The 12,262-nt window shown below is 54.1% G+C and carries 13 protein-coding genes; 7 read left to right on the forward strand and 6 right to left on the reverse strand.

The window, feature by feature from the left end; all coding sequences use genetic code 11:
• Window positions 1–200 precede the first annotated feature (200 nt).
• The 4 genes from BQ7364_RS09845 (at window position 201) to BQ7364_RS09860 (ending at window position 3,578) form a co-directional block, all read left to right on the forward strand.
• Window positions 201–1,379 carry a hypothetical protein gene (locus BQ7364_RS09845; protein ID WP_072684534.1) on the forward strand — a complete coding sequence of 393 codons (1,179 nt, stop codon included), beginning with the start codon at window positions 201–203 and terminating at the stop codon, window positions 1,377–1,379.
• Between the two features lie 189 nt (window positions 1,380–1,568).
• Complete coding sequence (locus tag BQ7364_RS09850; protein ID WP_072684535.1) at window positions 1,569–2,048, forward strand: DUF2975 domain-containing protein; 480 nt, start codon at window positions 1,569–1,571, stop codon at window positions 2,046–2,048.
• Window positions 2,049–2,052: 4 nt separating this feature from the next.
• Entirely contained in the window at window positions 2,053–2,268 is a 216-nt protein-coding gene (locus BQ7364_RS09855) for a helix-turn-helix domain-containing protein (protein WP_006060594.1), read from the forward strand.
• A complete protein-coding gene (locus tag BQ7364_RS09860; RefSeq protein WP_072684536.1) occupies window positions 2,265–3,578 on the forward strand; it encodes a DUF4153 domain-containing protein in 1,314 nt (437 codons plus the stop codon). The genes BQ7364_RS09855 and BQ7364_RS09860 overlap by 4 nt, the downstream gene beginning before the upstream one ends.
• Before the next feature lie 218 nt (window positions 3,579–3,796).
• Here the strand turns inward: BQ7364_RS09860 and BQ7364_RS09865 are convergent, their stop codons facing one another.
• Complete coding sequence (locus tag BQ7364_RS09865; protein ID WP_072684537.1) at window positions 3,797–5,167, reverse strand: amidohydrolase; 1,371 nt, start codon at window positions 5,165–5,167, stop codon at window positions 3,797–3,799.
• Between the two features lie 130 nt (window positions 5,168–5,297).
• Here BQ7364_RS09865 and BQ7364_RS09870 point away from each other — a divergent pair, with 130 nt between their 5' ends.
• The 3 genes from BQ7364_RS09870 to BQ7364_RS09880 are packed head-to-tail and all read left to right on the forward strand — an operon-like array spanning window position 5,298 to window position 7,534.
• The gene (locus tag BQ7364_RS09870) at window positions 5,298–6,074 is read left to right on the forward strand and encodes a creatininase family protein (RefSeq protein WP_072684538.1); all 777 of its coding nucleotides are present in this window, start codon (window positions 5,298–5,300) and stop codon (window positions 6,072–6,074) included.
• Window positions 6,061–7,011 carry a tRNA modification radical SAM protein MnmL/YtqA gene (locus tag BQ7364_RS09875; RefSeq protein WP_072684539.1) on the forward strand — a complete coding sequence of 317 codons (951 nt, stop codon included), beginning with the start codon at window positions 6,061–6,063 and terminating at the stop codon, window positions 7,009–7,011. Before BQ7364_RS09870 ends, BQ7364_RS09875 begins: the two co-directional genes overlap by 14 nt.
• Window positions 7,004–7,534, forward strand: a complete 531-nt coding sequence (locus BQ7364_RS09880; RefSeq protein WP_072684540.1) for a tRNA 5-(aminomethyl)-2-thiouridylate-methyltransferase MnmM — start codon at window positions 7,004–7,006, stop codon at window positions 7,532–7,534. Before BQ7364_RS09875 ends, BQ7364_RS09880 begins: the two co-directional genes overlap by 8 nt.
• Window positions 7,535–7,616: 82 nt before the next feature.
• On the opposite strand, the gene BQ7364_RS09885 is transcribed toward BQ7364_RS09880, so the two are convergent.
• From BQ7364_RS09885 to BQ7364_RS09905, 5 genes are all read right to left on the reverse strand, one after another.
• Window positions 7,617–8,135 carry an NUDIX domain-containing protein gene (locus BQ7364_RS09885; RefSeq protein WP_072684541.1) on the reverse strand — a complete coding sequence of 173 codons (519 nt, stop codon included), beginning with the start codon at window positions 8,133–8,135 and terminating at the stop codon, window positions 7,617–7,619.
• Window positions 8,136–8,490: 355 nt separating this feature from the next.
• Window positions 8,491–9,207 carry a gamma-glutamyl-gamma-aminobutyrate hydrolase family protein gene (locus BQ7364_RS09890; protein WP_072684542.1) on the reverse strand — a complete coding sequence of 239 codons (717 nt, stop codon included), beginning with the start codon at window positions 9,205–9,207 and terminating at the stop codon, window positions 8,491–8,493.
• A 268-nt stretch (window positions 9,208–9,475) separates the two neighbouring features.
• The gene (locus BQ7364_RS09895) at window positions 9,476–10,009 is read right to left on the reverse strand and encodes a YqaA family protein (protein WP_072684543.1); all 534 of its coding nucleotides are present in this window, start codon (window positions 10,007–10,009) and stop codon (window positions 9,476–9,478) included.
• Between the two features lie 8 nt (window positions 10,010–10,017).
• Window positions 10,018–10,785 carry an HAD-IIA family hydrolase gene (locus BQ7364_RS09900; RefSeq protein WP_072684544.1) on the reverse strand — a complete coding sequence of 256 codons (768 nt, stop codon included), beginning with the start codon at window positions 10,783–10,785 and terminating at the stop codon, window positions 10,018–10,020.
• 80 nt (window positions 10,786–10,865) lie between these two features.
• On the reverse strand, window positions 10,866–12,050 hold the full coding sequence (locus BQ7364_RS09905) for an MFS transporter (protein ID WP_072684545.1): 1,185 nt from the start codon (window positions 12,048–12,050) through the stop codon (window positions 10,866–10,868).
• Window positions 12,051–12,262: the final 212 nt, after the last annotated feature.

The following is a 12,262-nucleotide window of genomic DNA, read 5'->3' on the forward strand; positions in this document are numbered from 1 at the left end:
CAGTTTAAAGTCAGCTCAGTTGATTCCCTTGTATATTTAATGAGGAGAAACCCCACTTTCATTTCAATCTGCCTGTCGCCCAGACCCGTCAAAACATAGCCTGCTCTCTTTTGAATTCTTTCAAATCGTCGAAAACAGGACAAAAGATTGCGCTTTCAAACCAGTCGTTTTATAATTAATTTTGAAATGAGGGATATCACGTGAAAATTGGTTACAATCAAGTCTGCATCAATCCTACCTTCAGCTGTCTGCCGGTCGGATTTCTGACGCAGGCCGAGCCGCTGAATAAAATTCGCGGTGATTTATATGCCCGCTGTCTGCGGATGGTAGACGATGGTCGGGAAGTGATCTTGATCACATTTGATTCGCTGGGAATTTCGCAGGACGTTCAGGAGCGGATGGAGGAATCGCTGCGCCAGGCCGTCGGCGAAGACGCGCTGATCATTTTCAGCTGTTCCCATACGCATTATGCCCCTTCTTTATGCAACGCGCTGGGTTTTATTGAAGAAAATACCCCTTATCTTGAGAGTCTGGATATCAAGCTGCTCAATCTGGTCAGAAACTGCCGGATGAGCGAAGACGCGCAGCTGACGGTTTCCTATCAGGTGCGCAATTTCACCGGTGTCGGCCGCTGCCGGCTGTCCCAAGGCAGCGATCAATTTGTTCTGGCCGGAGTTCTGAGCTTTTTCAAAGAGGGTCTACGGATTGGCAATTTCTTGATCTATAACTGCCACCCGACGATCTCCGCCGAGGATGCCGATTACCTGTCCTCCGATTATCCGGGCTCGGCGCTGGATATTCTGAAGCAGCGTTACCCGAAGGAATTCTTCCTGTTCTTACAGGGACCGTGCGGCGACGTTTCGACACGGTTCACCCGTCAGGCCAAGAATTACGACGAAGTCATCCGGCTGGCCAATGAAATCGTGTCGGCTTGGGAAAAGATGATGAAGCTGACCCCGCGGATGCAGCCGCTGAAGCTGGATTGGAACGATCAGACGCTGCCGATTCACAAAGGCTTGAAAACGTTTGACATCAATCAGATGGATACGGCAAGCTTGAGCGAGAAAGAAATCCGCGAGCTGCATACGGGAGCGAAAATGGTCGAACAATACCGCGGCATGTTGGCGATGCTGCCCAATGAAGTACGATTCACGCGCGTCAGCCTGGGACCGTTCCGGCTGATCTTTAATCCGTTTGAGCTGTTCTCCGGTTATATGCAGAATCTGGATCCGAAAAAAGACGTGCTCGTCTGTTATTCGCAAGGCTATCTGGGCTATCTGAGCTGCCCGGACAATCAGGAAATCTCGTACGAAACGATGATCGAAATTTGTTCCAACGACGATAAAAAAGCAGTCGCCGAACTCATTCGCAGCTGTTAGAGAAAACAAAGAATCAACCCCATCCGGATCAGTTAAAAGGATCCGGATTTTTCTTTACGCCGGCCAGCAATCATCCTTCTGCGGCAATAAACAAATTGTTTTTCGATAATTATTTATTTTAATACGATAAATTTATATTGATTTTCAAGATTTTCTTGTTATAATCAAAGATGAAAAGAGGTTGATGTTATGAACAATAAAAAATTGGCGTTTCTGCTTAAACTGTTCGTCGTTATTCTGGCGGCGCTGGGACTTGTTTTATTCGGGCTTTGCATTCCGAGTCTGCTTCATGAGTTGATTTTATTCTACCGCCGGACGCTGAATGAAGAACTGCCGCTGCAGCTGTTGTCCGCAACGGCAGCCGTGATCCTGTATATCGCGCTGATCTTATTCTGGCGGATCTGCACGCGGATCGGCCGAAATCGTTCGTTCTGCCATGAAAATGCCGAAGGTCTGCGCTGGATCTGCAAGCTGGCGTTCTTTGACACCGCGCTGTGCTTGATCGGCTGTCTTTACGCGCTATTCCTCAACATCCTGCATCCGGTTTTGATGTTAAGCGGATTGGGAATCATGGCTTTGGGCGGGTTGATCGCCGTGGCCGCCTACACGCTCGCCTATCTGGTCACGATCGCCGAACAGATCCAGACGGAAAACGAATTGATGGTGTAAGCCTATGGAAATCAATGTAACGTTAGACGTCATGCTGGCAAAGCGCAAGATGAGCGTGACCGAATTATCCGAGCGGATCGGCATCACAATGGCGAATGTGTCGATCTTGAAAAATGGCAAAGCGAAAGGCATCAAATTTGAGACGCTATGCAAGATCTGCGACGTGCTGGATTGTCAGCCGGGCGATCTGCTGGAATTCAGGCGGGAGGCAGGCAAATGAGCGAAAGCCGGCCGGTAAGCGGCGCGACTGAAAAGACGGCCATGAGATTCTCCTGGTCTGCCGCGGCGATCTTCAGCTTCCCCATGGCGTTTCTGTACGTCGGTTATGCGATGGGCTTTGAAGACTTCCGTCTGATGACCTATCGCAACCCGGCCGTGGTCATCTTCACGCTGCTCTATTTGTTCCTGGTCAGTCACGGCGCAAACCGTTTAGACCGACCGGCCAGCCGCGAAAGCAGACTCTGGGCGGGATGCCTGCTGACGACTGCGCTCTCCTTATGCTTCTATCAGCCGACGAGCTTCTTCGCCCTGTTGCAGATTCTGGCGCTTCATCTGGAAGCGGTCTACTGGACACTGTGCCGAACCCGCATCTTAATCCACAACCGGACCAGCGGCAGCTTTCCGTTTGAACTGGCCTGGGGTTTCTGTGTTCTGCCGCTGCGTCATTTTCTACTACGAATCAAGGTACTGAGCAGTGCGCTGCGCGATTATCTGGCCGATCGCAGCCGCGGCGCGCACAGTCCGGCATGGATCGGCTTCTCGCTGCTTTTAGCCGGCGGAATCGGAATGACGGCCTGGAGCTTGCTGAGCAGCGCCGATCCGTTCTTCGCTGAAGTCGCAAAGCAGATCGGAGCCGGATTGTTCGGCTGGCTTTCACCGCAGACGCTGCTTACCGTGATTCTCTCGCTGCCGGTCGGCGCGTGGCTCTTTGGTTTAGCCGGCGGAAGCTTGTACCAGGCCGAACCAGCTGTCCCGCTTTGGCGATGGCAGGCAGCGCTGGCCCGGATGCAGGTTTTGCCAGGCTTCACGACGGCACTGGTAATCGGCGTGCTGGGCGGAATTTACGGCTTGTTTTTCGCGGTGGAGGCTTACGCCTATCTCACGCAGTTGATCGCCGGCGCCATCACCGTGACGCTGGCTTGTCAGTACGCCGTTCAGGGCTTCTGGCAGCTCTGCGGCATTGTGTTGTTAAATCTCAGCGTGCTGGCGGTCCTGCACACGCTCAGTGAAACTTCCCTGCTCGCTCCCGGCCGCCTGCGTTCGCTGGCGAAGCTGTTAAGCGTCTGTACGATCGCGTTTGTCCTGTTAGCCGGATTAAAGCTGGGCGTGTACGCGCTTGTTTACGGCTGGACGCTGCGCCGGATTCTGGCGGTCTGGGCCTTGAGCGTGTTGGCGGTCGGCGCAGGTTTAGCCTGGGTACGCTTAAAACGGATCATCCCGGCCGCCCGCTGGGGCATTCTGTATGCGCTGATCAGCTTCACGCTGCTGGGCTGCTTCCCGTTAGAACACTGGACACAGCTTCTTCCTTAATTTGCATTAAATGAAAACAAAATCCAGATCATCCGGGAAATGAAAAAGAGTTCTCGTTTGAGAACTCCCGAAGAAACCGCACGCGCGGTTTCTTTTCGTTCATGCAAAATACCAGCCTGCCGCTTTCAGGATTCATTGCTTCTGATAGGGTGTAAGGCGTCTTTCGTCCTGATGCTTCGACCGGCTTTCAAGGCTCTGACCGGCGCCGTCATCTCGCTTTATTCCCCATTTTGAAAGTCCAGCGTTATCGTGCCGTCGGCATTCATCCGTACTGCTTCCTTATCCAGGAAACGCCGCCGGGCATCCTCCAGATAAGCCTTCTGCGACGGATACAGCGGCTTGAACTGAGCGACGATCTGGTTCGCCTTTTCGGCGTTGTTGCCTAACAGCTCATCGGCGATAAAGACCAGCGCCTTCGCCGGTTTGACATAGGCTTTATCTTCGTCGGCAATCTGGAAATCCTTGCCATGATAAGCCCCGATCGATCCGCTGGAGCCCGGCTGAATCGTCGGCAGCACCGCCGACAGATCGCCCATGTCCGTGCAGCCCGTTCCCCAATGGGTCTGAATCAAAATTTCATCTTCGCTGACAATCCGTTTCATCGCCGCCAGCGCAACTTCGTTCATCGCTTCGTCATCATGCATCGGACAATACCCCGGCCGATCCTGCAGCGTGACCGTCGCGCCCATCGCCGCGACCGACGCCGCGATCGCGCGGTTGATCCGGCGGTTGGCCTGATCTATGGCTTCTAACGAAGCCCCGCGGACATAGCTTTCAATCTTAACTTCCTCCGGGATCGCGTTGACCGCCTGTCCGCCTTCGGTGATGATCGGATGAAAGCGGATATGTTCATCGTCACGGAACGTTTCGCGCAGAGCGTTGACCGCCTGCAGCGCCTGCATGGCGGCATACAGCGCGTTGATGCCCTTGTCCGGCGAACCGCCGGCATGTGAGGCCAGGCCATGAACCGTGATGTTTTTCACGATACAGCCGTTGTTGCCCCGCGCCAGCTGGTAAACATGCTTCATCCCCGGATCGTCGAAGGTATGGATCAGCACGCACAGATCGACGTCCTCAAAATAACCGCGCCGCATGAACTCCACCTTGCCGCCGAAAAATTCAATCTTGCCTTCGGCGCGCAGCTGTTCGCGGTAACCCACTTCGATCAGCTCCTCCGCCGGCACCGCCATCAGCCGGATGGAGCCGCACAGCCCGTCCAACACGCCCGGCTGCTTCAGCGCCGCCGCTGCGCCGACCAACCCCGCTGCCTGCGCGTGATGGCCGCAGGCATGCACCGCCTTCGTTACCGGATCACAATCCGGATGCTCCGCGCAGATCAGAGAATCCAGCTCGCCCATCAGACACAGCTTCGGGCCGGGCCGGCCGGTGTCCAGATCGGTGTAAAAGCCAGGTATCCCCTCCGGTTTGACCAGCTTATAGCCCAGATCGGTAAAAATTTGTTCCAGATACGCGCTTGTCTTCCATTCCTTAAAGCCCGTTTCCGGGTGCTTCCAGATCACTTCCGCAGTTTTACAGATGAGCGGCGCTTGTTCGTCCACCGCCGCGTTTAAGATCGCGTCTCGATTCATCAGGTTTCTCCCCCATTCTTTTCTCTATTATACCGCTTCCTGCGCGCGCAAAGAAGCCGCAATCGTCAACTGAGTTGAAAAAAACAGCCGGATCGCTTACACTAATCAAGAGATAAGGAGAGATTCGCTTATGTTTAGTATTGAAACAAGCTGGCCTGACGTTCAGGCTTATTTTAAAACGAACGACAGCGTGATGATCATCACCGGCAGTCTGGAATGCCACGGCGTCCACAATCCGTTAGGCGTCGATACACTGGTTCCCGAGGCGCTGGCGCAGCGGATTGAAAAGCAGACGGAAATCCTTGTGCTGCCGGCGCTGCCGTTTGGTTCATGCGACTATCTGCGGGGATTTCCCGGCACCGTCAGTCTCAGCACGGAAACGCTGCGGCGTGTCCTGCAGGAGATCGTCGACAGTATGCGGACTCATGGCGCGCGGCGGTTTCTGTTTCTGAACGGCCATGGCGGCAATCTGCCGGCGCTGGAACAGGTCGCTTTGAAATTGAACAGCCAGGGCGATCTTGGGATCATTGCCAACTGGTGGCAGATGGCCAAAGAAATCGATCCGGCCTGGGGCGGCGGCCATGGCGGCGGGGAAGAAACGGCAACGATGCTTGCGATCTGTCCGCAAGCCGTCCATTTTGAGCGCTGCCGTGAATCCACGCTGAAGCCGCTCAGTGAGAACATCACGACAACCAGTTTTAAAACCGTTCAGTTCAAGGGGGTAACACTGACGATGCCCCAACCCATCGCCGTGATCTGCGACAACGGCTGGACCGGGCCTGATCAGCCGGCTACGGCTTCCGCTTCGTGGGGCGAAGCGATGCTCGAAGCGATCAGCCAGCTTCTGATCCAGCTGATCGACGAATTGAAACACATCCCGTTAGGAGAAGCTCATGAAGTCCGTTAATCCTTTCCCGTTTTCCGATGATAACAAACGTTATCATACCTGGAATTATTATCTGCGCCATCGTTTTGGCAAAAAAATCGCCAAAGTTCCGTTGGACGGTGGGTTCACCTGCCCCAATCGCGACGGCACCCGCGGCTACGGCGGCTGTACGTTCTGCACCAGCTCAGGCAGCGGGGAATTTGCCGGAGACCGGGCTGAACCACTGTTAGACCAGTATATCAAAGGCCAGGCCGTCATGCGCCATAAATGGCCGGACGCCGACTTTATTCCCTATTTTCAAGCCTATACCAACACCTATGGTCCGCTTTCTAAAATCCAGGCCTGCGTGAAACCCTTTTTAGACCGTCCGGAAGTCGCGGCGATTGCGATCGCGACCCGCGCCGACTGCCTGGAACCGGAAAAGATCGCCTGGCTGGCATCCTGCTGCGCAAGCAAGGAAATCTGGCTGGAGCTGGGCGTGCAGAGCGTTCACGACGCCACCGCGCAGACGATCAACCGCGGTCACAGTTATGCCGAGGTGGTCGAAACCGTTCAGCGCCTGGCGTTGACTCCGTTAAAAATCTGCGTTCATCTGATCAATGGTCTGCCGAGTGAAGATGAAGAAATGATGTTGGAAACCGTGCGGCAGATCAACCTGCTGCCCATCCACGCCGTCAAGCTTCACATGCTTCATTTAATGCGGGATACGCAGCTGGCCCGCAGCTATGCCGAACAGCCCTTCCCGCTGTTGTCGCGCGAGGAATATGTCGATCTGGTCGTGCGCCAGCTGGAATTGTTAAGACCGGAAATCATCATTCAGCGGCTGACTGGCGACGGCGCCTCGGATGCGCTGATCGCGCCGCAGTGGACTCAAAAGAAGACGATTGTCCTCAATGAGATCGACAAGCTTATGGCCCGGGAGAAGACATGGCAGGGCAAGCGGGCAGCGCATGGCTGAGAATATCAATACCGTTAATCACCGCTGGATCCGGGAAACATTCGAGCATGTCAACCTGGCCGTCGACGCCACCTGCGGCGGAGGCAACGACACCGTTTTCCTCGCCGGTCTGGCCGACAAGGTGCTGGCGCTGGACATCCAGCTCGAAGCGGTGAGAAAAACGCAGAAAAAAACTGCCGGCTTCTCCAACGTAACGGTCATTCAGGCCGATCATGCCGAACTGGCGCGCTGGCTGACGCAGCCGGCCCAGATCATCGTCTTTAACCTGGGGTATCTCCCCTATTCTTCCAGCCCGCTGATCACGACGCCTAAAACAACCCTGCCGGCACTGGACGCCGCTGTTTCCCATCTGACGCCGGATGGCTTGTTGGCGCTGGCCTGTTACCGCGGCCATGCGGGCGGCATGGAAGAATGGCAGGCCGTCGTCGGCTGGATCGAGCAACTAGGCTCAGCCTGGAGCGTACGGTCCTATACCGACGGCCGGCCGGCAGCGCCGATTCTGTACCACCTGTGCCGGAGCTGACCGTCAGAAAAAGCATGAAATAAGAAACGCAAACAGATAAACTGATCTTTCAAAAAGAATCCCCATCTGAGGATTCTTTTTCTTAAGGGATCTGACGACGGCGCACCGCTTCCTGCCAGGCGCAGAAATCCCGCCGGGCGATCAACAGTCCGATGCCCTGGTTATTTTCCGGATTCAGCCGCCGTTCCACTTCTTCCGGACACAGCCACACCGGCTCCGCCATCATCCGCCGCTCCCTGGCCGACAACGCGCGGGGATGCAATCCCGGTTCACAATGCGCGACGAAGAACGTGCTGTGATTGCGCCGCTGCAGCCGATGATATTCGTCTTCTATCCAGCCCAGTTCAATCCAATCCGTCAGCACCGCGCCCAATTCCTCCCGCGCTTCCCGGATCGCAGCCTGACTCGCACTCTCCCCGGCCTCAATCCCGCCGCCGCAGCTTTCCAGATGATCGCGCAGGCCGAATTCATCTTGTCCCAACACATGAATCATCCCGATCCGCCCCTGCGGATTGATCACAAATACGCGAGCGGTTTTCCGCAGCGTGAGAATCGGCTGATCGGGATCTACGGTATCTTCAAAAATACCTAAGCATGCCATAAGCTTTCCTCCTTCTCCCATCTAAGACAAATGAAAATGTTCATCCAAACAACCTTGTTTTTCTCGATGAAATCTGAGAACCTCAGCGCCGGACATAACAGACTTGCGATTCAAAAAACCAGAAGAAATCAAAAAAAGAACATCCGAAGATGTCCTCTTATCAGAATTGATTCTATCTCTTGGGGGGGATCTATTATTGTTTGAATGGGTGGGGGAAAAACAATAACAGATGAATCAATCCAGGTCCTATGACCTGATAGAATATTACTGAATTTATGGTTTCTTGTCAATACAAATTCTAAAAAAAGGCTTAACTAAACGGTTTTTGTAGACACTTTACGGAATTTGTCTAATTTTATTTCTGGCATTGGCGAACAAATGTTTCAAAGATCGCACGGTGGCCTGGATCCGCAGTTAAGCGTTCCGGATGCCACTGCACGGCCAGAATTTTGTCCTTTTCTATCGCTTCCGCCAGTCCGTCCTCGCTCCAGGAAGAAACGACGAAGCCGTCGGCAACTCTGTCGATGTTTTGATGATGAAAGCTGTTGACCGCATGCCGCGGACCGAACAGTTCATACAGCAGCGTCCCCTCCACAAAGGTATTGTCATGAAACGGTGCGTCCATCGCCGGCTTCGGCTCGGCTTTGTGCTGTTGGTGTCCGGCAGGGCGCATGGCCGGATACTGGGTGTTGAGATCCTGAATCAGCGTGCCGCCGAACACCACGTTGATGCTTTGGATGCCCCGGCAGATGCCTAAGATTGGTTTTCCTTTCGCCGCGAAGCGCCGGATCAGCTCAAGATCCAGCGTGTCCATGCGCGGATCGGTAAGCTCGACGGATGGATGAGCGCTCTGATGGAATAACGCCGGATCCAGATCCTCGCCGCCGGTCACTAACAATCCGTCGAAACGTTCGGCAATCGCTTCATAATCCTCGTCGCTGCCGTAATTCACAAGCACCGGAATGCCGCCGCCCAGCGCAACCGCGTCAAAGTACGTCTGATTATCAAAAATCCGGTTCTGTCCCTGGAATTCGCCGATGCGGGCAGTTAGGGCAATCATGGGTTTCTTCATTCTCTTTCCTCATTTCTATGTTCCTGTTTCATTATAATCAAAGTTTTTAAGAAAATCACACATTTTAACACAATTTCGACATATTTCGCCTATACTTCTCTGGTATATTATAGTCAGCAAGAGCGAGAAGACCTCTTGCCTGTACGATAACCTCTTCTCCTACGAACTAACATAATATCCCCTTTAAAAAAATTATCGTACAGAAACATTCTATCCCCTTATAAACAAGGAAAAAGGCCCTTTGGAACGGAGGCCTTTTTTCTTGGCTTCATCCGTCGCTGCGCGCCCAGCGCAATAACAGCCATGCGACCATGACTAATGAAATCACCGTGCCCCAGCGCTCGATATCGACGACATAGCCCAGTGTCCGAATACACCAGCCGACAAGCACGCTCCGCAATAACCGCGCCGTACCATCGCTTAGCAGAAATGGGATCAGGGCCATCTGCGTCATGCCGGCCAGATAGGCCAGCAGGAAATCCGGAATCGGGGTGACGCCGCCGATAAACACCGCCAGCACGCCGTAGCGATCCATCAGCTGCCTGCCTGATGCGATCTCCTGCTCGCTGGCAAATTTGCGCAGCACGGCCTGCTGGGCCCGCCTTGCGATCTGATAGCCGATCCAGCCGCCGATTGCCGTGCCGAGGGCCCCTTCCATCGCGTACAGCAGCCAGCCGTCCTGATTTTTAAGAATCAGCGGAATCAGCACCACCTCCAGCGACGGCAGCGGCAGAAACGCCTTAAGACAGGCGTAGAGAACCAGCCCGCCTTGTTGAATTGCTTCCAGCGTGCCGATAGGCATCCTCCTCCTTAGTCCATGAGTTCCCTCAGGTCTTCAATTATATGATCCGGAGCGAAGGAATATGCCGCAGCCGCCTGCCGGTCATGCACGCCTGTCGTCACTAAAATCGTTTCAATTCCCGCCTGAACGCCGCACAGAATATCCGTTTCCATGTTATCGCCGACAATCACCACCTCATCTTTGCCCAAGCCCAGATAGGCCAGTGCGCCTTCAATGATCGCGGCATGCGGTTTGCCTATCTTGACCGCCTCGCGCGAGCTGGCATATTCCATCAGCGCCACCGTCGATCCGTTGCCGCAGTTGGCTCCCGCTTCGCTGAGCAAGATCCGATCGTTGTTGGTACCGACCAGAATCGCCCCGGCCAGCACCTGCCGCAGCGCCAGTGAATACTTCTCCCAGGTTCCTTCCTTATCCAGGCCGATAAACACCAGATCAGCCTGGTCGTTCACCAGCTCATAGCCATTGTTCAGCAGCGCTTCGCGCAGCCCTTCATCCCCGACCATGTACGCCCGCTTCTTGTCGGGAAACCGCCGGATCATCGTATCGCTCGCCGCCATCGCCGAGGTGTAGAAGTGCTTCGGCTCAATTCCCCGGTAACCAATCTTCAGCATGTGATCCGCAGCCTGGCGCGGCGTGCGTCCGGAATTATTCGTTAGAAACAAGAACGGCAGCTGTTCCTTCAAGCAGTAATCAATAAAGACCTTCGCGCCCTCGATGATCGCCGTTCCGCGGTACATCGTGCCGTCCAGATCCAACAGGTAGCATTTTTTTGTCATCGTCTTTGGCTCCTTTTCTTTACCCTGCGATAGCGTAACACAAAGCCAAATCGCTTTCAAGTAAAAGAAAAGCCGGTCATTCACCGGCAAATCGAATTCTGGGATTTTTTTTGAAGTGGTCCGCGGGCTTTTTTAAACATCAAAATCAAAACGATCGCAGGCGCCGCAAATCCGGCGACGACAAGCAGCGCCGGATCGCATCCGATCGCCTCGGACAGCCAGCTGCAAAACACGGGCATGATCAATAACGACAAGCCCATATACACGCTCATCGCCGCCATCTGACCGCTGGATTTGAGCTTTTCCGAAATGATTTCGTCAATCATCAGCTTGGAGCTGATAATGATGATCGGAAACGTGACCATCTGGAAGACCGCCGCGGCGATCATCCACCACGGATTCTGAATCAGGCTGTAAACGACAAAGCGCACGCCGAACAGAACGGAAGCCCCCAGCATCAGGTTGGCTGGATCGTATTTCTTCATCAGCTTGTCCCCGACTAACAGAATCGGAATTTCCATCAGCGACTGCAGGCCCCACTTCGCTCCGACATGAAAGCTGGTTCCCCCGATCGCCATCACCTTGTCGACGACGATATACATGTCCGCCGTCCCCATCCCAAACAGGACGAGCAGAATCAGCACCAACAGGATATAGGCTTTATTTTTTACCAGTTCCTTTAAGTCCGCTACCTTGACGACCTTGCCGCTGGCGCGCTGAGCATCCTGTTGCTTCCACGCGAAGTACAGCGTCGCGCAGCTGGTCAGAAACACGAGCACGGCGATGACTGGGAAATCCAGCCAGTTTAATAAAATCGCCGCAGTCCAGCTGCCGATCGCCCAGCCAAACGCACCCCAGGCATGGATCCGGCTGTAAACCGGCTTGGTCTCATCAATCTGCAGCACCCATGTATCTTCTAATCCCTGCCACGTCCGGGCAATGCCGCCGGTCAGCGAGATCATCGCCAACAGGTACCAGAACTGCGGCCAGCGGAAGCCGAACAGCACGACGTCGCCGATGAAAAAGACGCCGAAGCTGATCAGGAAAAACCAGCGGCAGCCCTTGAATTTATCCGACAGATAGCCGAACAAAAACTGCGTGATGAGCGTCGAGATCGCCATTCCGGACAAAATAATCCCCTTCTGCGTGCCTTCAAAGCCCATCGAGACCAGATAGGGAATCGTCTGGGTCGTACCGATCGCGCCGGCCGCATACGAAAACAGAAACAGCCCGTTAAAACGGACGGCAGTTGATTTTTTCTTCATAGTCCACCTCGCAGTTAGTGTTCCCTGCCGGAGCGTCCGTCATTCATTACCGGTCTGTGAATTCCGCAGATTTCGCGATTCTTTTTGGCTCTTTCAAAAATAGTGTTGGTGAGAGAAAAACCGAAACAAGAAAGACGCAGATGAGTTCCAGAAATGGGGCTCATTTTTAATTGAGAAAATGGCAGGGAACTAAGGTGTTAGAAATAAGTAAA

Source organism: Holdemania sp. Marseille-P2844, assembly GCF_900120005.1.
Classification (GTDB): domain Bacteria; phylum Bacillota_I; class Bacilli_A; order Erysipelotrichales; family Erysipelotrichaceae; genus Holdemania.